The organism is Pseudoalteromonas rubra (genome assembly GCF_000238295.3).
GTDB classification, from domain to species: Bacteria; Pseudomonadota; Gammaproteobacteria; order Enterobacterales; family Alteromonadaceae; genus Pseudoalteromonas; species Pseudoalteromonas rubra.
Genome location: NZ_AHCD03000026.1, coordinates 153,786 through 177,560, shown reverse-complemented (window position 1 = coordinate 177,560; position 23,775 = coordinate 153,786). Strand labels below are relative to the sequence as shown.

Annotated in this window: 19 protein-coding genes and 1 pseudogene; all 20 read left to right on the top strand. The window is 40.2% G+C overall.

Annotated features, from left to right (window positions below; all coding sequences use genetic code 11):
- Positions 1-1,128 (top strand): glycosyltransferase family 4 protein, encoded by a 1,128-nt coding sequence (locus PRUB_RS03465; RefSeq protein ID WP_010383619.1) that lies wholly within the window; start codon positions 1-3, stop codon positions 1,126-1,128.
- Positions 1,095-2,258 carry a hypothetical protein gene (locus PRUB_RS03460; protein WP_010383613.1) on the top strand — a complete coding sequence of 388 codons (1,164 nt, stop codon included), beginning with the start codon at positions 1,095-1,097 and terminating at the stop codon, positions 2,256-2,258. The genes PRUB_RS03465 and PRUB_RS03460 overlap by 34 nt, the downstream gene beginning before the upstream one ends.
- The gene (locus tag PRUB_RS03455) at positions 2,249-3,109 is read left to right on the top strand and encodes an ATP-grasp fold amidoligase family protein (RefSeq protein ID WP_010383612.1); all 861 of its coding nucleotides are present in this window, start codon (positions 2,249-2,251) and stop codon (positions 3,107-3,109) included. The genes PRUB_RS03460 and PRUB_RS03455 overlap by 10 nt, the downstream gene beginning before the upstream one ends.
- A complete protein-coding gene (locus PRUB_RS03450; RefSeq protein ID WP_010383611.1) occupies positions 3,099-3,911 on the top strand; it encodes a glycosyltransferase in 813 nt (270 codons plus the stop codon). The genes PRUB_RS03455 and PRUB_RS03450 overlap by 11 nt, the downstream gene beginning before the upstream one ends.
- Positions 3,911-4,789: a glycosyltransferase family A protein gene (locus tag PRUB_RS03445; RefSeq protein ID WP_010383609.1), complete on the top strand. Its 879-nt coding sequence runs from the start codon at positions 3,911-3,913 to the stop codon at positions 4,787-4,789. The genes PRUB_RS03450 and PRUB_RS03445 overlap by 1 nt, the downstream gene beginning before the upstream one ends.
- 466 nt (positions 4,790-5,255) lie before the next feature.
- Entirely contained in the window at positions 5,256-6,422 is a 1,167-nt protein-coding gene (locus tag PRUB_RS03440; protein ID WP_010383607.1) for a nucleotide sugar dehydrogenase, read from the top strand.
- 14 nt (positions 6,423-6,436) lie between these two features.
- Positions 6,437-7,441 (top strand): NAD-dependent epimerase, encoded by a 1,005-nt coding sequence (locus PRUB_RS03435; protein ID WP_010383606.1) that lies wholly within the window; start codon positions 6,437-6,439, stop codon positions 7,439-7,441.
- 988 nt (positions 7,442-8,429) lie between these two features.
- Positions 8,430-9,551, top strand: coding sequence for a polysaccharide export protein (locus PRUB_RS03430; protein WP_010383604.1), 1,122 nt, complete (start codon positions 8,430-8,432; stop codon positions 9,549-9,551).
- A gap of 11 nt (positions 9,552-9,562) precedes the next feature.
- The gene (locus PRUB_RS03425) at positions 9,563-9,997 is read left to right on the top strand and encodes a low molecular weight protein-tyrosine-phosphatase (protein ID WP_010383603.1); all 435 of its coding nucleotides are present in this window, start codon (positions 9,563-9,565) and stop codon (positions 9,995-9,997) included.
- A gap of 14 nt (positions 9,998-10,011) precedes the next feature.
- Positions 10,012-12,249: a polysaccharide biosynthesis tyrosine autokinase gene (locus PRUB_RS03420; RefSeq protein ID WP_010383602.1), complete on the top strand. Its 2,238-nt coding sequence runs from the start codon at positions 10,012-10,014 to the stop codon at positions 12,247-12,249.
- A gap of 265 nt (positions 12,250-12,514) precedes the next feature.
- Complete coding sequence (gene wecB / locus PRUB_RS03415; protein WP_010383599.1) at positions 12,515-13,630, top strand: non-hydrolyzing UDP-N-acetylglucosamine 2-epimerase; 1,116 nt, start codon at positions 12,515-12,517, stop codon at positions 13,628-13,630.
- Between the two features lie 61 nt (positions 13,631-13,691).
- A complete protein-coding gene (gene wecC, locus PRUB_RS03410) occupies positions 13,692-14,957 on the top strand; it encodes a UDP-N-acetyl-D-mannosamine dehydrogenase (protein WP_010383597.1) in 1,266 nt (421 codons plus the stop codon).
- Entirely contained in the window at positions 14,954-16,231 is a 1,278-nt protein-coding gene (locus PRUB_RS03405) for a nucleotide sugar dehydrogenase (protein WP_010383596.1), read from the top strand. The genes wecC and PRUB_RS03405 overlap by 4 nt, the downstream gene beginning before the upstream one ends.
- Before the next feature lie 15 nt (positions 16,232-16,246).
- Positions 16,247-17,203 (top strand): Gfo/Idh/MocA family oxidoreductase, encoded by a 957-nt coding sequence (locus tag PRUB_RS03400; protein ID WP_010383595.1) that lies wholly within the window; start codon positions 16,247-16,249, stop codon positions 17,201-17,203.
- Positions 17,204-17,206: 3 nt separating this feature from the next.
- Positions 17,207-17,782 carry an N-acetyltransferase gene (locus tag PRUB_RS03395; RefSeq protein ID WP_010383594.1) on the top strand — a complete coding sequence of 192 codons (576 nt, stop codon included), beginning with the start codon at positions 17,207-17,209 and terminating at the stop codon, positions 17,780-17,782.
- A gap of 19 nt (positions 17,783-17,801) precedes the next feature.
- The gene (locus PRUB_RS03390) at positions 17,802-18,878 is read left to right on the top strand and encodes a DegT/DnrJ/EryC1/StrS family aminotransferase (RefSeq protein WP_010383592.1); all 1,077 of its coding nucleotides are present in this window, start codon (positions 17,802-17,804) and stop codon (positions 18,876-18,878) included.
- The gene (locus PRUB_RS03385; RefSeq protein ID WP_010383591.1) at positions 18,871-20,112 is read left to right on the top strand and encodes a lipopolysaccharide biosynthesis protein; all 1,242 of its coding nucleotides are present in this window, start codon (positions 18,871-18,873) and stop codon (positions 20,110-20,112) included. The genes PRUB_RS03390 and PRUB_RS03385 overlap by 8 nt, the downstream gene beginning before the upstream one ends.
- Entirely contained in the window at positions 20,113-21,984 is a 1,872-nt protein-coding gene (asnB, locus tag PRUB_RS03380; protein WP_010383589.1) for an asparagine synthase (glutamine-hydrolyzing), read from the top strand.
- A gap of 67 nt (positions 21,985-22,051) precedes the next feature.
- A complete protein-coding gene (locus PRUB_RS03375; RefSeq protein ID WP_010383588.1) occupies positions 22,052-23,227 on the top strand; it encodes a carboxylate--amine ligase in 1,176 nt (391 codons plus the stop codon).
- Positions 23,228-23,529: 302 nt separating this feature from the next.
- A pseudogene (locus tag PRUB_RS26710) lies at positions 23,530-23,676 on the top strand (DapH/DapD/GlmU-related protein); the annotation flags it as partial.
- Positions 23,677-23,775: the final 99 nt, after the last annotated feature.

The window sequence follows — 23,775 nt, the reverse complement described above, 5'->3', positions numbered from 1 at the left end:
ATGAAGCATTTTATTATTTTGATTGATCGGTTGTATTCGTTGGATGGTGAGAGGATAACAATCGGAGGTATCCAAACATACCTTAGCGCATTGTCTAAAGTTATCCATGATAACTTTGGTGTTAAAGCTTATATATACCAAAGTGCGCAGAGAAACTTTGAAATAGAAGCTGAGCATTTCATTGTTAGGGGCGTGGATACGCAAGGGAAGATCAACCCTAAGCAAACAATGAACGCAATTAAAGAGCGCTTTTCTCCTGCTGACACACTACTTATTTGGGGATCTGATCAGTACTCGCTGCCTCAAAATACCTTTAAGTCTATAAACATTCAGCATGGGATCGGCTTCGATACTGAGGCGATGCACACGCCGATTAAAAAGCTCATGGTGAATGCAGGTTTCACTTGGCTGTATAAACTGATGCAAAGGTATAAAGCGATAAAGATTTTTGAAAATACCTCAGCTGCAGTCTGTGTTGATTATAATTTTCTAAATTGGTACAGAACGTTTAGGTCGTCCAAGCAAATTTCAAAAGATGTGTATGTGATCCCTAATTTCACAGACATACCAGACGCGCCTTTTGCTAAATCCGGCGATAGAATTAAAATTGTCTTTGCTCGTCGATTTGTCGCACGAAGAGGGGTTGATATTGCAATCCCGCTGGCGCGCTATTTGGTTGAAAAGTACGAAAATGTGGAGTTTCACTTCGCCGGGGATGGACCTAAAAAGCAGGCCGTAGAAGCTTTGGCGCAGAGCCACGAAAGGATTTTAATGACTCGCTTTGAGAGTTCAAAGTCTTTAGAGTTTCATTCAGATTATGCTATTGCCCTCGTTCCGTCAGTTGGGTCTGAGGGCACGTCATTGTCTCTGTTAGAAGCCATGGCTTCGAATTGTGCGGTGGTGGCATCGAATGTTGGTGGTATGACAAACATAGTGTTGAATCAGTTCAATGGCTCACTGGTACCGCCGACATTGGAAGCTTTTAAAGCAGAAGTTACCTCGCTCATCGAAAACCGCGAAAAACTGAAAGAGTATCAAAACAACGGGTTCAAGACGGTCAAACAGGCGTTTTCAAAATCCAAGTGGGAATCGGAATGGGTAAACGTTATTCGTTCAGTGCTGAAGTAATACTATCTAACCTGGTTTTGATGTGGATCTTCATGGCGTTGTTTCTTCCATCCATGAAGTTCTTTTTTTTCAGCCCAGTGTTAAATTTTTTGTGCCTGGCAATCGGGGTTGCCATTGCAATAACTGGCATCAAATACTTCAAAGTTGATAAAGAGGGTTTATTGGCCCTCATGATATTTTCACTTTTTTTTGCTTTATTAACGTCGTCGTTTTGGCAGGGCTACAGTGATCCCGATGCCTCATATGCAATGAAGCTCATTAGCATCGTCATGTTCGTATTTCTTACCGTCTACTTTGCGAACAAGACAGATACGTCCGGCGATTTCTTATTAAAGCTTTCCGTATGCTACGGCTTGGCGTTTTGTTTGTTTAAGTGGGTTGGCATTATTAAGGCATCTAGCGCCGGCGCTCTGAGCTACCTCAATTTGGCGTTGCCAATTGGGATGGCAGTGATCGGTGCCTATTTAATGCTCTTGAGGTCGAATGGTGGCTTAAAAAAGGCAGTAATATTACTCGCTCTTTTGTTCCTGTTGGTCTCTATGCTGACGACACCCGCCAGAGGCGTGTTATTAGGTACTTTTTTGATACTTGTTTTCATGAGTTTTCGCTATCAAAGAAAACGGCATATTGCCTATTTGGCATTATGCTTTACGCCGGTGTTAGTTTTGTATTGGGAACAGATCCAATCTGTATCCACTTTCTTTCTTTCGAAAATGGAGCGGTTGATTTTCTCTATCGAGGAAGAAGCGCGGTATAAATATTATGTAGGTGTATTTGAACTGGTTTCCGAACAGCTTTATGGCTTTGGCCTGCGGTCTTATTCCGTGTTGCTTGGTTTTTATCCACATAGCCTTTCTTTAGAGATGCTGATCGTCGGGGGCTTTGTCCTTGCCGGCGTGTTTTGGTTTATAATTTTTCTCTCTTTTACGAAAATATATAAGCTTTTAGGTTTGAAACCTGACCTAGACTACATTTATTTATTAACTGTGTACTTTTTAATTCAGTGGCACCTTTCTTATGAGTTGAGCTCAGCCTATGGGGTGTTTATTTGTCTGAGCTTCATTTTGAGTAAGTCAGTGAAGCTTCCTAGTAAAACAGAAGCTTATCCTGGGGGGAAACTTTGCGTTTAAAATCTATAGTAGCACTTTTACTTAAGCCTATTTCGGACAGAACTTTTTCTGTATTGAAATACATTATTTATCGCAAGCAATTCCCAAATTTAAATGGTCACAGCTTCAATGAGAAGATCTTGCGTAAGAAATGTGGTTTGATTTCAGAGGAAGAAAAGTCTCTGAGGGAAGTTTCCGCAGATCGCCTGCTAGTGAGAGATTACGTTGAAACTTTGAAGAGTAATGTTGAGCTGATCCCCCTGTTGTGGAGTGGCAAAGTGCTCATGAAAGAGGATTGGGAGAGCCTGCCTGATAAGTTTGTCATAAAGGCTCGACATGGTTCTCAGATGGTGCTCATTGTTGATAAGAAAATTCATAGTTATGAATTTGTACTAAAGAAAACAGAGCAGTGGAAGAAAAATGACTACTACTTACTGGGACGTGAGTGGGTATATAAAAATACCCCCAGAGAACTGGTCGTTGAAGAGTTCATTACTTTTGAGTCTGACGTTCCACCAGACTATAAGTTTTTTTGTTTGAACGGACGTGTAGAGTTGGTGCAAGTAGACCTAGATCGATTTAGTTCACATTCCCGGAATTTGTATAATCGTCACTTTGAACTACTAGATGTAAAGTTCAAATATGAGCAGGGCGAAAAAATTGCCAAGCCAAACTTGTTCGATGAGGCTGTGGAAATTGCGACCAACTTATCTAAAGACTTCGACTTTATTCGTGTCGACCTTTATGTATTAGACGATAAGGTTTATTTTGGTGAGTTAACAAACTTTCCGGAGAATGGCCTGGGATGCTTTTCACCTCAAAGCTTCGATCAAGAATTGGGAGCTAAGCTGGAGTTGAATCATGTCAAATAAGATTGCCGTCCTGATGTCAGTATATAAAGCGGACCGGTTAGAGTTTTTGAAGTTATCTGTTGAGAGCATTCTAAATCAGACTTGCCAAGATTTTCACTTCTACATCGCTGTTGACGGCCCTGTTTCAGAGCAGGTAAAAGCCTATTTGGAAGACGTGAGCTTGAACACGCAAGTGTCTATACGCTTTTATGATGATAATCGGGGGCTTGCGAGTCGTCTGAACTTATTGCTTGAAGAGGTGTGTCGTGAAAATTATCGTTATATAGCACGCATGGACGCCGATGATATCTCAGAACCAGAACGCTTTACTAAGCAATTGAGTTATATCGAGAAATTTAATGTTGATGTGCTAGGCACAGATGTGACTGAAATTGATGAGCTTGGTCAGTTTAAGCAATACAAGTCAATGACCGCCAAACACGTTGAGATCAAGGATAAGATAGTCCGGCGATGCCCAGTCAATCACCCGACAGTGATGATCAAGGCAAACTGGTTTAGAGAGAAGGGCTTCAGATATGACGATTCTCTCATGAATACTCAAGATTATGAGCTGTGGTTGAGGTTAATGAAGGCGGGCGCCGTTTTCTCAAATGTGAACGAGTCTCTTCTACAATTCCGCGTGGATAAGAATTTTTTCAAAAGAAGGAATATTAAGAAGGTGTTCAATGAAGTTAGGTTTAAGTATCTAGCCTACGTTGAATTTTCAAAAAGAATCTCTGATCTGATTTTTATTGGTGCATTTTTTATTTTGAGAGTTTCACCTAAGTTTATTCAGAAAATTGCATACAAGAGGCTTAGATAATGGGCATTTCAGTCGTAATAACCACTAAGAATAGAGTTGAATACCTGCAGCGTGCGGTTAACTCAGTGTTTGAACAGACTCTAAAGCCAGATGAGCTCATTATTGTTGATGATTTCTCTGATGTTCGTTTATCGGACAGAGTATTGAGCGACTTTGAAAATACAGCAACAGCTCACGATATACGTTTCTTGTATATCTATAACGAGAGTCCTAAAGGGGGCAATTACTCCAGAAACCTCGGGGTTTATGAATCTCAGGGAGCGTACGTTCATTTCTTAGACGATGATGACGTGTGGCTCGAGAATAAAATTGAAATTCAGCAACAAGTGCTACAAAAGAACGAAAAGCTTGGAATTGTCTATACAGGAAAGCAATTCGTCAAAGATACGGCCCTGGATACTTGTTATCGAAAGAGTAGCCATAGTGCGCAGGCGGAGTCTATTTGGAGCGGTAATTTTATAGGGTCTACGTCAGGCGTAGCTGTCAGAAGATCGGTATTTAATCTTGTGGATGGATTTGATGAGTGCTTAAAATCACTGCAGGATTATGATTTATGGATCAGAATGCTTAAGCACAGCGAAGCATGCTGGGATGGTCAATTCAATTTAATCTACACGGTGCATTCTTCAGTTAAAGGTCAAATTACCGGTAATGTGGATAAGCATATTGAAACCGTAAACTACTTGCTTGATAAGTATAAAGAAGACCTGAACGCTTTGCCAAAAAAGCAACGCAGTATTTTTGAGTCGAGACTGCAACATGTGTTGGCAAGGGCATACAGGTTGCAAGGAAATAAGTTGTTTTTTAAACACTTCATGAAGTCACTGACTTTGCGCCCTTCTCTGAGAACACTCGCACTAATATTTAATGTGCGCTGATATAATCCATTGTTTTATAGTGGTATTAGTGAGTAGTTAGTCGGGAATGCATTTTTAACTGTAAAATGGCGAAGCATGATGCTTATCTTAACTAATGTATATCACAAAGCTCTGACTGGTCGCATTTAGTATGTAAATTTGCGAGTGATGTTGCTCACATGAGCTTAGCTGCATCATTTTTATGGTCAGAACTCTAAGCATAGTTGCACGTCAATCGCTCCACTCAGTATCCACCTAAAGTCGTTAACTTGTTTGGATAGCCAGTCTACACAGCCAGGAGTTATAGGGTCGTGAGCACCGAGAAAAAGCAGCATGAATGTGATATATGCCCCGTAACTACTGGGCTATAGTTATACGGTGAGTTATCTGAAGTAGAAGATTACAGCCTCTACTTTGTTTGCTACAATGATATTTTTGAACTAGCGATAGAGTTGGTTGATTTAACTGTAAAGTAGGTTTTTTTAGAATGAAAATTACTGTCGTGGGTACTGGTTATGTTGGATTGTCTAATGCGCTTTTACTAGCCCAAAATAATTCAGTAACTGCTCTAGACATAGATGTCGAAAAGGTAAGATTGCTGTGTGAGCGAAAGTCTCCGATTGAAGACGCGCACATCTCTGAGTATTTGCAAAATGAGTCTCTGGACTTTGTTGCGACAACAGATAAATTTTCAGCATTAAAAGGTGCCGAGTTTGTAGTCATTGCAACACCAACGGATTATGATCCCGATACGAATTACTTCAACACGTCGTCAGTTGAAAGCGTGGTTAAAGATGTGCTTGAGATTAACCCTGACGCCGTTATGGTAATTAAGTCAACAGTGCCTGTTGGTTACACAGAGTCGATTAAGGACAAGTTCGACAGTGAACAGATTATCTTTTCCCCTGAATTCCTAAGAGAAGGTAAAGCACTTTACGATAACCTACATCCCTCCAGGATCATTGTCGGTGAACGCTCTGAAAGAGCAGAGACATTTGCCAGGTTGCTCGTACAGGGTGCTGAAAAAGAAAATATAGATATTCTGTTCACTGACCCGAGCGAAGCTGAAGCTATTAAGTTGTTTTCTAACACATATTTAGCGATGCGTGTCGCCTATTTCAATGAACTTGATAGCTACTCAGAATCTCATGGTCTGAATTCAAAGCAAATTATTGAAGGGGTGTGTTTAGATCCTCGGATAGGCAATCACTATAATAACCCGTCATTTGGTTATGGTGGTTATTGCTTACCCAAAGATACCAAGCAATTGTTAGCCAACTATAAAGATGTGCCGAATAATATAATTCAGGCTATCGTGGATGCTAACACTACCAGAAAGGACTTCATTGCTGATTCAATTATTAAGAAAGACCCTCAAGTAGTCGGTGTATATCGATTAGTGATGAAAAGCGGGTCTGATAATTTTCGGGCTTCTGCAATTCAAGGCGTGATTAAAAGAATTAAGGCTAAGGGTATTGAGGTGGTTATTTATGAACCAACCTATACTGAGAGCGAGTTTTTTCACTCTAAAGTTGTCAAAACAGTGGAAGAGCTAAAATCTGTTTCCGATGTGATTATTTCGAATCGACTGTCTGATGATCTAGCTGATGTCGCAGACAAGGTGTACACCAGAGATTTATTCGGTATCGATTAGTAAAAAGGTTTAATGTGAAATATCTAGTTACTGGCGCAGCAGGGTTTATCGGTGCTGCAGTCAGCAAAAAGTTGGTTGAGTTAGGGCATGATGTTGTCGGTGTTGACAACATAAACGATTATTACAGTGTTGAACTTAAACACGCAAGATTGAAATTGCTGTCTGATGAAGAGGCATTTAAGTTTATTGAGCTGGATATAGCGGATCGCAACTTGATTGAACAGTTGTTTGCTGAACAAGGGTTTGACAAAGTTATTCACTTAGCAGCACAAGCTGGGGTGCGTTATTCGTTAGAGAACCCTCACGCATATGCTGAAAGTAACTTGACTGGACATCTGAACATACTTGAAGGGTGCCGTCAAAATGCGGTAAAGCATCTAGTATATGCTTCTTCTAGTTCTGTATACGGGTTAAACGAAAAAACGCCATTTAGTACAGCTGACTCGGTTGATCATCCAATTTCTTTGTATGCAGCCACAAAGAAATCGAATGAATTGATGTCGCATAGCTATTCTCACTTATACGACCTGCCGACAACAGGCTTACGCTTCTTTACCGTCTACGGACCTTGGGGAAGGCCTGATATGGCCCCATTTATTTTTACAAATAAGATACTCAATGGAGAGCCTATCAATGTTAACAATAACGGTGATATGTGGCGAGATTTCACATATATCGATGATATTGTTGAGGGAGTGGTTCGAATCGCAGATGTTATCCCAGATAGACGTACGGGCTGGAAAGTAGAATCAGGCACACCAGCTAGCAGTTCAGCACCTTATAGTGTCTATAACATAGGGCATGGCAGTCCAATCAATCTAATGGATTTCATCGAGGCAATAGAAAGTGAGCTGGGCGTTACCGCGAATAAGAATTTTCGAGGCATGCAGCCTGGGGATGTTTATAAAACTTATGCGGATACCAGCGACCTGTTCGAGGCAACCGGCTATAAACCTCAAGTTGATGTGAAAGAAGGCGTTAAAAGGCTCGTGGATTGGTACAAAGACTTCTACAGTTAACGTTCTTTGAGTGTTCATACAACACGGTTTGAGTTTACTCTGGTGCCTTAATTTGGGTGTGTGCAAGAGTTCGATGGGGAGTGTGGTATGGGTCGCTTAACACTCTTCCCCTCAATGTACACGCAGCGTGGTGAGTGAACTCTCAGTGCTGGGAGCTAGACTCAAGTGATAAAGTTAGTATAATAAAGCCTATCATTATTGGGTTCTCAATTTGAAAAGTCCGTGCATGGAAAGCAATTAGTCATACGATATAAAGTCTGAATAGACTTATATTGGGTTCAAGGATGTGAAACTACTCTATCCTATCTATGCCCTTGTAGTGCCAGAGGTAGTCCTTAGCGCACAATATTCGTTCATTTGCTCCGATTCTGACTTCATCTTAGCTTAGTGATTGTATGATTTATACTTTATTCTGGTAGAAAGCTTTGAAGACTCAGCACTTTGTAGTTTGGTTACATTGCTAACACGGGCAGTAAAAGGTGACATGTTATGAGCAAGTATCCCTTAGGGAGAGTGCTTGTATTTTATTGCGATTTACGAACTAATTAAACGCTATGTTAATGTGAGTTCTAATTCTTTAGGGTGATTTTGTTAGGGTTGAATGGACACGATGTTTATTTTTCCTCAGGTATTTTTGGCGTTATCTAGAAAAACGAATAGCCGAATACTCCTGTCGTCTAAAGGAGCATTGCGCTTAGTTTGGTCGGATGAATATGATAGTCTCGATGTGGTAATATTTGGGTCATATAGTGGGATAGAAGCCCTTTTTAACTGAAAGTTTGTGGAGTTGGTACTTTAAGTTAGTAGGTCTTCATTTATGAATTCTGCAGAAGTAAAAGAGAGCATCGCAAAGCCTCCAGGGTAAGCAGCGCGGGCATTGGTGGATTTGTCACTTGCGATTAACAATCGTGCATGCTTTAATTGGTGCTGCGAAATATCACACCATTAAGAACTGAAAGAAATAACTATATATTTTTGGGAAAAAATAATGGCGCTAAGCTGTAAAACTATCATTGCTTCTACTCTATTTCTTGCAATGACTGGCTGTTCGATTGTTCCCGGCGGCCATTTTGAAGGAATAAGCTCAAGTGAGCAGACCGCAAGTTTGCAAAATGACCTCGAGAATATCAATATCCATTTGATTGATGCTCAACTCATTCAGGAATACAAAAGAAATCAAAATCAAGGTGATATAAAACCTATTCAGCTTAATAAAGGGGTTGATGTATCAGGTTTTGAATACCGCCTTGGTGTCGGAGATGTACTTACTATCGGTGTCTGGGACCACCCAGAATTAACAATTCCAGCTGCAGTTCAACGTACTGCTGAATTTGATGGTTTCAGAATTCAGGCTGATGGCACCGTTACTTTTGCTTATGCGCCGAATATTCCGGCTGCAGGTCGCACTGTTACCGAGTTACGTGCTGAACTGGTAGAACGGTTGAGTCGAGTCATCGAAGACCCTCAAATTGATGTTAAAGTTGTGGGCTTTAAAAGTCAGAAAGTTTACGTCACCGGCGAGGTAAACAAGCCTAACGTGTTACCTATTACTGAGACCCCGCTTACCTTGATTGACGCAGTAAACCAGGCGGGTGGATTGACCGAACACGCTGACTGGGAAGTCGTGAACTTTACTCGTGGCAATGTAACAGAGCAGATCAAGCTTGACGAGTTTTATAGTAACGGTGATATCTCTCAAAACCGATTGTTGCAACATGGAGATCTCATCCACGTGCACCGCAATGATAAGCGAAATGTTTATGTGCTGGGAGATGTAACCAAAGCAGGTAAAGTCAGCATTAATCGCTATGGTCTAAGTCTCGCAGAGGCGCTCTCTGAGGTGGGCGGGATTAATGAACGCACTGCAGACGCTAATGGTGTCTTTGTTTTGCGTAAACGTGATTTAGACAGCGATGGTGTTGTTGCAGATGTATATCAGTTGCATGCCAGAAATATAGCGTCTCTAGTGTTGGCAGAACAGTTTGAACTGGAGCCACAAGATATCGTTTATATTACTAGCGCCCCTCTTGCTAGATGGAACAAAGTTATCAGTCTCTTATTGCCTTCACTTGCAACAGTGGATGCACTACAAGATATCGACAATCAATAGTGTGAAAATTCATGTTTGATAGTGTTTTAATGGTATGTGCCGGGAATATTTGCCGTAGCCCCACGGCAGAATATGTCTTGAAGAATAAACTCAAAGGCCGAGATATAAAAGTAGCTTCAGCGGGTCTTACGGCTTTAGTTGATAAACCGGCAGATCAGATGGCTAAAGAGCTTGCATCGCAAAATGGCATTGATATGTCTGCGCATAAAGGGCAGCAAGTTAACACATCATTGGTTGCCCAGAACAGTGTGATATTGGTGATGGAGCAGCGTCATCTAGAAGACCTTTGCTCTCGTTACCCGCAAGCACGAGGAAAAACATTCTTGCTAGGGAAATGGTTAGGAGATAAAGAAATACCTGACCCATACCGTCAAAGCCGCGAAGCTTTCGAGCATGTATATGATTTAATCGATAGCGCGTGTGGCGCTTGGCAGAAGTATTTATAAGGATGAAAGAGTCAATGAATGCTCAATCAAACCTATTGAGTGGAGTGCAACCAAAGCAAACCACACAACAAGCGCAAGAAATCGATCTAATGGCATTACTAGGTGCTTTACTCGACCGCAAATTATTCATATTCGGTGTAACAGTGTTGTTCATGATAATAGGTGTCGCAGTAGCTGTCTTTAGCGCACCTGTTTATCAAGCCACGGCAATGATACAGGTTGAAGAAAAAGGGGGCTCAGTTCCTGGTTTTGACGAGCTGGGGGGAATGTTTGAAAGTACTTCTGCTGCAGTCACTGAAATTGAGCTACTTAAATCACGGAGCATTATTGGTGAGGCGGTCGATAGCCTTAAGTTAGATATCGTAGCAAAGCCAAAGCTTTACCCAATAGTCGGCGGCCGTGCGTTTCGTCAATTTACACCTATGCAGCCGGGGGATTTGGCCGAGCCGAGTTTCGCAGCATCTAGCTATGCGTGGGGTGGCGAAAAAATTGATATCTTTAAATTCTCAGTTCCAAATACCGCAATTGATCAAGAGTTTACTTTGGTAACGCTTGCAAATAATCGATTCAAATTATTAGGTGGAAATGATGAGGTTATTCTCGAGGGGGCAGTGGGAGAAGAGGTATCAAATGGTACATTCACTCTGACACTTAAAACCTTAACTGCCCGTCCTGATACCGAATTTACCTTGGTCAAACGTGATCGTTTAAACACGATTATAGACTTGCAAGCGGCCATTGGTGCAAGCGAAAAAGGCAAAGATTCGGGTATAATTAACTTAAGTTTACAAGATCCCAATCCAGAATATGCCGAAGCAGTGCTCAACAAAGTGGCGAACATATATGTGCGTCGAAATGTAGAGCGTAGCAGTGCGGAAGCACAAAAGTCTTTAGACTTCTTGGAATATCAGTTACCACAAGTTAAGAAGCAGCTAGAGGCAGCTGAACAACGTTTTAACGACTACCAGGTAAAGCAGCAGTCTGTGGACATTACGTTGGAAACCGAAGGTGTGTTAAAGCAACTGGTTAAGCTGGAGACTCAACTGCAAGAGCTTGAGCTGAAAAAGCTTGAGCTTGGGCGCAAATTTAAGCAAAGCCATCCAAGCTATCAAGCTGCGGTTGAGCAGATTGAAGCGGTAGAAAATCAAAAGCGACGCTTAGCAGCAGAAGTTAAAGTGTTACCAGAGACACAACAAGAGTTGCTACGTTTAACCAGAGATGTCGAAGTCAATAATGAAATCTACACTTTGTTACTGGCCAAAACTCAAGAACTAGATATTGTACGCGCAGGTACAGTTGGTAATGTACGTGTTATAGACTTGGCTGAAGTTAACACCTCAAAACCAGTTAAACCCAAAAAAGCACTGATTGTTGTCATGGCGATTATGCTCGGTGGCATGTTGGCAGTGGGCATTGTATTGGTCCAAAAGGCTATGCACAAAGGTATTGAAGATCCTAGTGAAATCGAAGCATTGGGCCTGCCAGTCTATGCGAGTGTACCTTATTCTGAATATCAAGTTAAACTAACTGGCTTTGCTAAAGCACGTAAAGGTAAAACGGCTAAAGCGAAATCAATTCTTGCTATGGACAACCCAGCAGACCTTTCTATAGAAGCGTTAAGAAGCCTTCGCACAAGCCTGCATTTTGCAATGATGGAAGCTAAAAATAACGTAATAGCTATTTCGGGCCCCAGTCCTGGCGTAGGTAAATCATTTATTTCGGTTAACTTAGCAACGGTTTTGGCACAAAGTAATAAGAAAGTGCTTATCATTGATGCAGACATGCGTAAAGGCTATCTGCAGACCCAATTTGGGATGCAATGGGACAATGGTTTAAGTGATTACTTATCGGGTAGGATCAGCCTGGAGGAAGCAATAAAGCAAAGCCAAGTTCAAGGCTTAGAAGTAATGACCCGAGGTCAAATACCGCCGAATCCATCTGAATTGCTAATGCACGCTAATTTTACCAAATTGATTGAAGAAGTGAGCGCAAAGTACGATCTTGTCATTATTGATACTCCACCAATTCTAGCAGTAACAGATCCTGCTATTGTTAGCGCTCATGCGGGAAGTACTTTACTCGTCACTCGCTTTGGGCAAAACCACGTAAAGGAGCTAGAAATTACGCGCAATCGTTTCGAACAAAATGGCATAGACGTGAAAGGCGTTGTATTTAACGGTGTAGTGAAAAAAGCCAGTAATGCCTATGGCTATTATGGTTACTACAACTACGAATATAAATCAGACAAATAGCAACCTTGCGATCCTGAGCTTGTCTCAGGATTTAAAATAACATGGCAACATCAGCTTAAGCCGGGCAGGCTTAGGTAAGAAATTATGAGTTTGTGAGATGAGTGATAGCTCTTATTTTGTCGAAGCAACAGAGTGAACGCAATAGCTAAGATTTAATAGTCTGACTATTTAAAGTCTTGAAACTCATATTATTTCAAATAGAAAGTAACAGAAGAAGCCACAACGTTTCTTCACAAATATGCACCAATAAAATAAAGGAACACCTGTGAAAGTTCTTACAGTTTTCGGCACTAGGCCAGAAGCAATCAAAATGGCACCTCTTGTACATGCTCTAGAGATGGACAAGCGTTTTGAAGCTAAAGTGTGTGTCACCGCACAGCACCGTGAGATGCTAGACCAGGTTTTAGAGCTTTTCAAAATCACGCCTGACTACGACTTAAACTTGATGAAAGCTGGGCAAACTTTGCCAGAAATAACCAGTCGTATTTTATTAGAGCTAACACCAGTATTAAAAGAGTTTAAACCCGATGTTGTACTAGTCCATGGTGACACGGCAACTACTTTTGCTGCAAGCCTTGCGGCATACTATGAGCAAATTGCAGTTGGTCATGTTGAAGCTGGATTACGAACAGGTGACATCTATTCGCCCTGGCCAGAAGAAGCAAACAGAAAGCTGACAGGTGCATTAACTAAGTTTCACTTTGCTCCAACAGAAACATCCAAAAATAACTTATTGGCAGAAAACTACAATGAGGAAAATGTTTTTGTGACGGGTAATACTGTGATTGATGCTTTATTAATGGTTAAGACACAAATTGAGCAAGACAGCGGTTTATCATCAACGCTTGATGCTCAGTTCCCATTTTTAGATCGATCAAAAAAGCTTATCTTAGTAACTGGTCATCGCCGTGAGAGTTTTGGTGGTGGTTTTGAGCGTATCTGTGAAGCCTTAGCTCAAACAGCGAAGGCCCACCCAGAAACACAGATCCTTTACCCTGTGCATCTGAACCCCAATGTACGAGAGCCCGTAAACCGCATCTTAAAAGATATTAATAATATTCATCTAATTGAACCTCAACAATATCTACCATTTGTTTATTTAATGAACCGTGCTCACATAATCCTAACTGACTCTGGTGGTATACAAGAAGAGGCTCCGAGTTTAGGTAAGCCGGTGTTGGTAATGAGAGATACTACAGAACGCCCGGAGGCGGTTGAGGCTGGCACTGTTAAGTTGGTTGGCACAAATATAGAGCTAATCACCTCATCTTTAACTAAGTTGCTAACAGATGAAGCTAGTTTCACTGAAATGAGCAGAGCGCATAACCCTTATGGTGATGGCAATGCATGTCAACGTATTTGTGATATCTTAGCTAGCTAATTAATACAACTTTAAATTCAAATTTCGCTTATAGCATACAGACTTTAGAAAAAGGGATACCATGTCTTTCAATACAATTTCGGTTATCGGCCTTGGTTATATTGGCTTGCCTACAGCGGCAATGTTTGCCTCTCGAAAGAAAAAAGTAGTCGGTGTTGACGTTAACCAACATGCTGTTGATACAATTAACCGAGGTGAAATTCACATAGTTGAACCTGAGCTCGATATGATTGTTCATGCAGCCGTCACAGAAAACTATCTGAAAGCGACAACGGTTCCTGAAGCTGCTGACGCTTTTCTTATTGCTGTACCTACTCCTTTTAAAAACAATAACTCTGAAATACCTGAGCCTGACTTATCTTATATCCAGTCTGCTGCCTTAGCTATTGCCCCCGTTTTGAAAAAAGGTGATTTGGTTATACTTGAGTCGACTTCGCCTGTCGGTGCGACTGAGCAAATGGCTGAATGGCTTGCAGAATCAAGAACTGATTTAACATTTCCACAACAGAACGGGGAAGAATCAGATATTCGTATTGCGCATTGTCCTGAGCGAGTGTTACCTGGTCATGTTGTACGTGAATTGGTTGAAAATGACCGTGTAATAGGTGGGATGACAGCTAAGTGCTCTCATATGGCTATCGAACTTTACAAAACGTTTGTAGAGGGGGAGTGTGTAACTACGAATGCACGTACAGCGGAAATGGCCAAATTAACTGAAAACTCTTGCAGGGATGTTCAAATTGCATTCGCTAATGAACTTTCGGTAATTTGCGACACATTAGACATTGATGTTTGGGAACTTATTTCGTTAGCAAATCGCCATCCGCGTATTAATATTCTTCAGCCTGGTCCTGGTGTAGGGGGGCATTGTATAGCCGTAGATCCTTGGTTCATCGTAAGCAAAACACCTGACGAAGCGCGGATCATCCATACTGCAAGACAAGTCAATGATTCAAAACCTGACTGGGTTATAAATAAAGTGAAATTAGCAATTTCTGACTTCTTACAGAATAATCCAAGTAAAACAGTTTCAGATGTCACAGTCGCTTGTTATGGTTTGGCGTTTAAACCCGATATTGATGATTTGCGAGAAAGCCCCGCGATGCTGATTATGAACAGCATCTCAAAAATGCATCAAGGACCAACCATAGCTGTTGAGCCCAACATTGACTGTGATCAGAAAGAACTTGGCACTGCTAAATTGGCTAATCTTGAGTCTGCAATTCAAGAGGCGGATATTCATGTAATGCTAGTTGATCATAAACAGTTTAAACAAATTTCAGCCCCTAAGGGCTTGATCGTTGATACTAAGGGGATCTGGTCATGAATCTAACAAGGGATACTAAAATTGCCATCATCGGCTTAGGTTATGTCGGTTTACCATTGGCAGTTGAGTTATCGAAGAAGTTTAATGTGTTAGGTTTTGACATTAACTCTGCTCGTGTTGAAGAGTTGCAATCTGGCCACGATTCAACGTTGGAAGTGTCAGATGATGCGTTGCAAGCTGCAGCATCATTGCGTTTTTCTAGCAATAAAAACGAACTGGCAGACAGCACGGTTTACATAGTAACTGTCCCGACTCCAATTGATGATAATAACGCACCTGATTTAACACCGTTGCAAAAAGCGTCAGAAATGCTCGGTGAGTTTGTCAAACAAGATGATATTGTCATTTATGAGTCGACGGTTTATCCAGGCGCAACAGAAGAAGTGTGTTTGCCAATTATAGAGAAGGTGTCAGGCTTAGAGTTCAACAAAGGTTTCTTTGCAGGCTATTCACCCGAACGTATTAATCCAGGTGATAAAGTTAACACGCTAACGAAAATTGTGAAAATTACGTCGGGTTCGACTCCTGAAGTTGCGGATTTTGTCGATGCATTATATGGAACGATAGTCGAGGCTGGAACACATAAAGCAAGTTCTATCAAAGTGGCTGAAGCTGCTAAGGTGATCGAAAATACGCAGCGTGATCTGAATATTGCGATTATTAATGAGTTTGCAAAAATCTTTAATCGCCTGGGTATTGATACTGAAGAGGTCCTAAATGCAGCAGGGACTAAATGGAATTTCTTAAAGTTTAAACCTGGTTTAGTTGGGGGACACTGTATTAGTGTCGACCCTTATTATCTGACATACAAGGCCCAAGAAGTTGGCTATCGCCCTGAAGTCATTCTAGCCGGGCGTCGTATTAATGATGGTATGGGGGAATATGTTGCTACTCAATTAGTTAAGAAGTTATCCAGTAAGAAAATTCATATTGATGAAGCAAAGGTACTGATATTAGGGTTTACCTTTAAAGGTGATTGTCCTGATGTTCGCAATACAAAGATTATCGATATTGTTAAAGAATTAAGAGACTTCAATATGTCGGTAGACGTATACGACGATTGGGCAAATCCAGAGGAAGTGAAGCACGAATACGATATTGACCTTATCAATGAGTTAGATGAGGGTAAATACGATGGTATTGTGCTTGCAGTCGACCACTCAGAGTTGAAGAAAATGGGTGAAAAGAAGCTGCGGTCATTTGGTAAGAAAAATCACGTACTGTACGATGTTAAACATGTATTAAAACCATCTGAAGCAGATATAAGACTTTAAGGAACTTGTTGTAGCATGAAAAATTTTGCATTAATTGGTGCGGCGGGTTACATCGCACCACGTCACCTTCGCGCCATAAAAGATACCGGAAATAACTTAGTTGTTGCGATGGATATTAATGACTCAGTAGGTATTATGGATAGTCATTTTCCAGACGCTGAGTTTTTCACTGAATTTGAAGACTTCACAGCGTATGTTGAAGATCAGGCTTTACAAGGTAATAAGCTTGATTACATCGCAATTTGTAGCCCTAACTACCTTCATGCACCGCATATGAAGTACGCTTTAAAAAATGGTATTGATGTTATTTGTGAAAAGCCATTAGTTCTACATTCACAAGATATGGATGTTTTAAAAGGGTACGAGCAAAAATATAGCGCTAAAGTAAATTCTATTCTTCAATTACGTTTGCACCCATCTATTATTGCCTTAAAAGAAAAGGTGGCTGCGGCTCCAGCAGATAAAGTATTCGATGTAGACCTAACTTACATGACCTCGCGTGGTAAGTGGTATATGAAATCCTGGAAAGGATTTGATCATAAGTCCGGCGGTGTAGCAACGAATATCGGTGTTCACTTTTATGACATGCTGCACTTCATCTTCGGTGAGTTGAAAAGCAATGAAGTGCACTTTAGAGATGAGAAAACATCAAGTGGCTATCTGGAGTATGAACGAGCGCGTGTAAAGTGGTTTTTATCAATCGATGCCAACAACTTACCAGAGAACGCTATCCAAGGTGAGAAGCTAACTTACCGAAGTATCACCATTAATGATGGTGACAACACTGAAGAGTTAGAATTCTCAGGTGGATTTACCGATCTACACACGCAAAGTTATCAAAACATTCTTGCAGGCAACGGCTTCGGTATAGATGAGAACCGTATAGCCATTGAAACTGTTGAAAATATCCGAACTCAAAACATTGTTGAAGCGGGCGATAAAGCGCACCCACTTTTAAATAAGGTACTTTAGTCTATGAGCTACCATGTACATGAAAGCGCTATCGTAGACGAAGGTGCGCAAATTGGTGCAAACACACGTATATGGCATTTTGTACATGTATGTGGTGGTGCTCACATAGGTGAAGGTTGTTCTTTGGGCCAAAATGTTTTCGTGGGCAATAAAGTTATCATAGGTAACAATGTAAAGGTCCAAAACAACGTTTCGGTATACGACAATGTCTATTTAGAAGATGATGTTTTTTGTGGGCCAAGCATGGTGTTCACTAATGTTTATAACCCTCGTTCATTCATCGAACGCAAAACAGAGTATCGTGACACGATAGTAAAGCGAGGCGCAACACTGGGCGCAAATAGCACTGTTGTGTGTGGAGTTACTATCGGTGAATATTCTTTGGTCGGAGCCGGTGCTGTGATAAATAAAGATGTTAAACCGTTTGCATTAATGGTTGGTGTGCCGGCGAAGCAAATTGGCTGGATTAGTAAATATGGTGAGCAGCTAGAGCTGCCAATAGAAGGAAATGGTACTGCGATCTGTGAGCACACAGGTGAGCAGTATCAATTAGAAAATGGCTTTGTTTCAATCAAATAATTATTACAAGTAATTAAAAATGCAATTTATAGATTTAGCTGCGCAATATCAGCACTTAAAAGACAAAATTGACGCCCGAATTCAAACCGTATTAGATCACGGTCATTACATTATGGGACCTGAAGTTCAAGAGTTAGAGCAGCAGTTGTCCGAGTTCGTTGGCGTTAAACATACGGTGAGTTGCGCTAATGGTACCGACGCATTAACACTTGCGCTGATGGTACTAGAAGTTAAAGCGGGGGATGCCGTTTTTTGTCCAACGTTTACGTTCTTCGCTACGGCGGAAACTATCGCATTTGAAGGGGCAACACCGGTTTTTGTTGATTCAAATGCGCAAACATTCAATATTTGTCCGGTGGACTTAGAGAAGCGTATCGAAGCGGTAATAGCGGAAGGTAAATTAAAACCAAAAGCAATTATTGCGGTTGATCTGTTTGGTTTACCAGCTGATTATCCCGCGATAAGAAAAATTGCGGACAAGTATGATTTGAAAGTTATCGAAGATGCTGCGCAAGGGTTCGGCGGTGAAATCAACGGTAGGCGTGCAGGTTCATTTGGTGATATTGCTACCACCAGTTTTTTCCCGGCGAAGCCCTTAGGTTGCTATGGTGATGGTGGTGCGTTATTCACAGATAATGATGACTATGCAAAGCTCCTAAGATCATACCGTGTGCATGGTAAAGGCAAAGATAAATACGATAACGTGCATATTGGTATGAATTCTCGCCTTGATACCATTCAAGCTGCAATTTTACTTGAAAAGCTAGCTGCATTTCCCGAAGAGTTAATTAATCGCAATCAAGCTGCAGAAAGGTATTCTTCTGAATTAGCTGGAAAGTATGAAACGCCAGTTGTGCCAGAGGGCTATTTAAGTTCCTGGGCACAATACACGCTAAAGACAGAAAACCGTGACGCAGAAATGGCGAAGTACAAAGATCAAGGTATTCCGACCATGGTTTACTATGGTACATGCATGCATCAACAAACTGCATTTAAGGAACTTGGTTACCAGGAGGGAGACTTTCCTGTTGCAGAAAGCTTAGCAAAAACGGTATTTAGCTTGCCAATGCATGGTTATATGCAAGTAAATGGGTAACTCATATCTTAAAAAAGTTGCCACTTTAGTTAGTGGCACAGTTTTTGCTCAAATGTTCTCTCTTGGAATTTACCCCCTACTGACGAGATTATTTGATGCAGAACAATTCGCTTTATTTGGTGTTTTTCTTTCTATTACAAGTCCTCTGGCCATTTTTCTAACATTACGTTACGAAGCATCTATCGCTTTGCCGAAAAAGCCTGTGGACTCACTACATTTGTGGGCCGGTAGTCTACTACTGGCTGCTATGATAGCTCTCTTGTGCTTTATCATTACAAGTATATTTAGCGAGTCAATAATAAGCCTATTTTCTGGGAGAATTAGCGCTGATGCTCTTTATCTAGTACCTCTGGGCGCTTTTACAATTTCGCTGTTTCAGGCAACTACATATCTTGGCATTTCTAAATCAGCATTTGTATCAATCTCTAAATCCAAAGTGGTGCAGAGCGTCACTATCGGTTTAAGTCAGATCGCGCTAAGTGTAGTGTTCTTCGACTCTCTATTGTATGGCTTTATTTTGGGTCAAGTTTTTGCAAGTGCTTATTTAATATATGTACTTAAACCAGATATAAACAAGGTGGAAAGTCACTTGTTGAAGCATAACGGGGTAAAATATATTGATTACCCCAAGTATAATGCGCTTCCATCTTTTATCGATACCTTTACCTTGCAACTGCCTGTATTACTTATTGCAACAGGTAGTGACTTTGCAGTGGCTGGTTTTTTTACATTGGTATTTAGAATTCTCGCTGCGCCTTCAGCTGTTATCGGCCATGCGATTGGGCAGGTATATCTCAAAGAAATAGCAGATAGATTAAATTCTGGTAGTACATCGCTAGCGGATGTCGTATTTCCGACTCTAATCAAATTAGTCATTTTGGCCATACTTTCATTCACTCCCGTTGTATTTTTTGGTGAAGAGCTATTTGGTTTTGCTTTTGGTGAAGAGTGGAAAAGAGCAGGAGAATATGCTGAGATAATTGTTTTTGCTATTGCTGCACGATTTATTGTTTCCCCATTAAGTACTATCTTAGGGGTAACAAACCACCTTAAGCTGGGAGCAATATGGAAGGTACTCTATTTTTTAAGCTCTTTTGTTATCTTATCACTCTCAATTGATAAAGGGACTGAAGAGTTTATCTTTTGGTTTGTCGTTAACGAGCTTGTAATGTATGGATTATATTTATGCGTCATCTGGTACGCGAGCGTAAATATCAAGGTTAGGAATGTTTAAATGTGCGGTTTAGTTGCTGTTATATCTAAAAATAGGAATATTAATTTACAAAATCTGGTTTCAATGAATGATGCCATTGAACATAGAGGACCTAATGACGAAGGTTATTTTTTCCTTAATACAGCTGATAGTCAGTTGGATGGGAAAAAAGCAAAATTTTTAGAGCATGACTCAATTTCGGCATCTATCGGCTTTGCTCATAGGCGCTTGTCCATACAGGACCTAAGTGATCTCGGACATCAACCAATGTGTTATATGGACCGTTATTGGATTGTTTATAACGGAGAAGTATATAACCATATTGAGATAAAGGAAGAGCTAGAAGAAAAGGGTTATACATTCAAATCTCATTCAGATACGGAGGTTATCCTAGCTGCGTACAGTGAGTGGGGAGAAGATTGTGTAAAGAAATTCAACGGTATGTGGGCTTTTCTTATATTTGATACCAAAGATGAAACTGTATTTGTTTCCAGAGATAGATTTGGTATTAAGCCACTTTATTATTATGAAAGTGAAGAATCTTTAGTTTTTGCATCTGAAATAAAGTCTTTAATGGAATATGAGTCGATAATTACGGAGCCGTGTAAATCATACTGCGAAGATGTTATTGATAGTGGTTCTCAGGAACATATTAAGCAGACTGCATTTGAAAATATATATAGGTTTGATTTCTCTTCTAATGCAATAATAAAGTTAAATGATACTAAACTGTCTTTTTCTGAGTCTCGTTTTTGGGACTATGAAGTCAACTTATCAAATGAGAAGTTTTGCGAGAAGAAAGCAAAAGAAATCGCTGATGACTATTACGAACTTCTAAAAGATGCTGTCAGGCTGAGACTGAGAGCCGATGTTCCTTTTGGCAGTGCTCTTTCTGGTGGCCTGGATAGTACCGCGATAGTTTATTTAATTGAAGAAATATTGAAAGAGCAGGATTCAGCTTATAAGCAACAAACATTCTCAACAGTTTACGATAAAAAGGAAGATAAAGAGTGTGACGAAAGTTATTACATAAAACTCATAACCGATAAGTTAGGAATTAAATCTAATACTATTGTTCCGACTGAAGATGAGTTTTTAGAACTGCATGAGTTAGTTGTCAAGAATCTAGAGAGTCCTAGTGCTGGCACGGGGATGGGGGGGATCTCTACATATACCCTTATTAAAAACTCAGATGTAGTTGTTACACTTGACGGTCAGGGGGCGGATGAACAGCAGGCCGGTTATCTATATTATATTAGTAATTATCTTTTTAATATCCCTTTAATCGAGGCAATTAAGCAGTCGTTAAAGTTAAAGTCCATACCTATGGCTAAAACACCTATTGCACTGGGCCTTTCAGCATGCCTAATGAGATGCGTTATTGGTAAAAAGCTTAGTGAAAAGATATTATCCAAAGTATTAAAGAGAGACATGTCTAGATTTTTAATACCTCTTAATGAGCTTTTGAAAAAAGAATCTAACAGTAACTTGATTAATTTAATTCATTACTCAGATAGTCGCTCAATGTTATTTTCAATCGAATCTAGAATGCCTTTTATGGACTATCGACTGGTCGAGTTTACAGCGAAAATTCCCGCTTGCTATAAAATACACAATGGTTGGACAAAGTACTTCGCTCGCTTAGCATTTGATAAACGTCTACCTGATGAAATTTGCTGGAGAAAGGATAAAATGGGTTGGCCTGTTCCAGATAAAAGATGGTTCAATGGTCCTTTAAATACCTTTGTCAATGAAAGCATTAAGCAGTGCCCTTTAGTTAACAGTATCAAGGAATTGGAACTGGAAAAAGACATTGTGACGACGTACGGTGTTGATAGCTCGGTTAGACTACTCAATGTGTCATCATGGAATAAAGTATTTTTTGGTAAGTAACAAATGTATTTTTTAAAACCAAAAAGCTTAAATAATTTTATAAATATCGATTAAAGGATGCTCTCTAATGAAAGGTTGTGCACTTATTCTGGGTGGTCATATTAATGGATATTCAATAGTTAAAGAACTTTCTCAGGACAAAGAAATCGATATCCTACTAATGGATTATGGTCATTCGATTGCCAAATATAGTAATAAGTGCACCTATCACGGGTCTATTCCGGGTAATGATGACGATTTTATTAAAAAGGTCCGCTTGTTATTTGAATGCCACGGAAAGGTTGTTATCTACCCAACAGATGATGAACAATTGGAGTTACTACATAGAACTTATGATGCTCTAGTGCAATATGCATATGTTCCAGTAAATCCAACCAACTTATTGGATAATCTTGATAAGTCAAATCAGTACAGTTTATGCGAGGATATTGGAATACCGTATCCCCGCTCAATGACAATAGAGACTGTTTCTGACTTAGATGAAGAGGTTAATTTGATGTTTCCTCTTTTAATCAAGCCAAATACTCGAAAGGACTTGTCAATTCCGGTCTTTAGGAACAAATATTTTGAGAGTCATGAACATTGGCTAAATGCTAAACAAGAAATTGCCGACTTTATAAGTCAGGGAGTGACTTTCTTGCTATCTGAGTTCATACCCGGTGATGACACTAATATTTATGCCTACACATGCGTACAAGACAAAGATTCAAAAGTTAGAAATGAATGGATTGGAAAAAAGCTAACTCAGTATCCAAACGAATACGGTGTTTTCTGTAGCGCTAGTAATGACTCGCCACAAGTAGTACTCACGCAAGGAAGAAAGTTGGTGGAAGCTATGAGAAATATTGGTGTTTGCGAACCTGAGTTCAAGTATGATCATCGTGATGGTTTGTACAAGTTAATGGAAACTAACCTGAGATCTATGATGTGGCATAGAGTGGGATGTATAACAGGTGTGAACTTACATTTAACTCAATACTACCTAGCTACCAACCCCGATAAAGTAAAACATGAACAGCAAGAGCTTGATGAACCTCAGCACTTAGTGTTGATGTTGCATGAAATACCAAACCTAATTGCAAGAAAGGGATACTTCAAGCACTTCAAAGCAAATATATTTGGTAAAGGAAAACGGACCTGGGCTGTTTTAGACAAAACAGACTTAAAACCTTTTTTTGTTAGTATCCCTTTGCTTTTTAAAATGATGGTATCAGCATGCCTAAGACGTTTAAATCTTCGATAATTCAAATTGTAAAAAGATATAGCCTTAGACTCAAGGGAGTATTTTTATACAATAATACAGTTTGTAGTAATGTGGAATTTAGGGGGACTGCCAAAATAGAACCTTATTGCAGGTTAGTTGGTGCTCCTAAGATATCATTTGGTAATAATTTCTATGCCAATGCACATTGTCACTTTCTTGGTGAAATAACGTTTGGCGACGATGTAATGATAGGGCCAAAAACCGTTATTTGGGGACGTGATCACGGAATTGAATTAGGGAAGCCAATGAAGAGTCAGCCGCATATTAATGCTCCAATTAATATTGGAAATGACGTTTGGATAGCTGCTAATGTAACGATTCTAAAAGGTGTGACTATTGGCAATGGAGCAGTTATTGGGGCTGGTAGTGTCGTCACAAAAGATGTTCCTGAGAATGCGATAGCAGTGGGTAACCCGGCAAAAGTAATTAAATATCGAACCTAAAATGAAGCTTATAATAACAGTCCCAGAAAATAGTATTCTCGAGCTAGAATATAGCTTGGAAGTTGTTTTTCAGAATATATTATC

What these genes read in the sequence shown, in the direction of transcription:
- PRUB_RS03465 (WP_010383619.1), top strand. Translation starts at nt 1, where the DNA reads ATGAAGCATTTTATTATTTTGATTGATCGGTTGTATTCGTTGGATGGT.
- PRUB_RS03460 (WP_010383613.1), top strand. Translation starts at nt 1,095, where the DNA reads ATGGGTAAACGTTATTCGTTCAGTGCTGAAGTAATACTATCTAACCTG.
- PRUB_RS03450 (WP_010383611.1), top strand. Translation starts at nt 3,099, where the DNA reads ATGTCAAATAAGATTGCCGTCCTGATGTCAGTATATAAAGCGGACCGG.
- PRUB_RS03445 (WP_010383609.1), top strand. Translation starts at nt 3,911, where the DNA reads ATGGGCATTTCAGTCGTAATAACCACTAAGAATAGAGTTGAATACCTG.
- PRUB_RS03440 (WP_010383607.1), top strand. Translation starts at nt 5,256, where the DNA reads ATGAAAATTACTGTCGTGGGTACTGGTTATGTTGGATTGTCTAATGCG.
- PRUB_RS03430 (WP_010383604.1), top strand. Translation starts at nt 8,430, where the DNA reads ATGGCGCTAAGCTGTAAAACTATCATTGCTTCTACTCTATTTCTTGCA.
- PRUB_RS03425 (WP_010383603.1), top strand. Translation starts at nt 9,563, where the DNA reads ATGTTTGATAGTGTTTTAATGGTATGTGCCGGGAATATTTGCCGTAGC.
- PRUB_RS03420 (WP_010383602.1), top strand. Translation starts at nt 10,012, where the DNA reads ATGAATGCTCAATCAAACCTATTGAGTGGAGTGCAACCAAAGCAAACC.
- wecC (WP_010383597.1), top strand. Translation starts at nt 13,692, where the DNA reads ATGTCTTTCAATACAATTTCGGTTATCGGCCTTGGTTATATTGGCTTG.
- PRUB_RS03405 (WP_010383596.1), top strand. Translation starts at nt 14,954, where the DNA reads ATGAATCTAACAAGGGATACTAAAATTGCCATCATCGGCTTAGGTTAT.
- PRUB_RS03400 (WP_010383595.1), top strand. Translation starts at nt 16,247, where the DNA reads ATGAAAAATTTTGCATTAATTGGTGCGGCGGGTTACATCGCACCACGT.
- PRUB_RS03395 (WP_010383594.1), top strand. Translation starts at nt 17,207, where the DNA reads ATGAGCTACCATGTACATGAAAGCGCTATCGTAGACGAAGGTGCGCAA.
- PRUB_RS03390 (WP_010383592.1), top strand. Translation starts at nt 17,802, where the DNA reads ATGCAATTTATAGATTTAGCTGCGCAATATCAGCACTTAAAAGACAAA.
- PRUB_RS03385 (WP_010383591.1), top strand. Translation starts at nt 18,871, where the DNA reads ATGGGTAACTCATATCTTAAAAAAGTTGCCACTTTAGTTAGTGGCACA.
- asnB (WP_010383589.1), top strand. Translation starts at nt 20,113, where the DNA reads ATGTGCGGTTTAGTTGCTGTTATATCTAAAAATAGGAATATTAATTTA.
- PRUB_RS03375 (WP_010383588.1), top strand. Translation starts at nt 22,052, where the DNA reads ATGAAAGGTTGTGCACTTATTCTGGGTGGTCATATTAATGGATATTCA.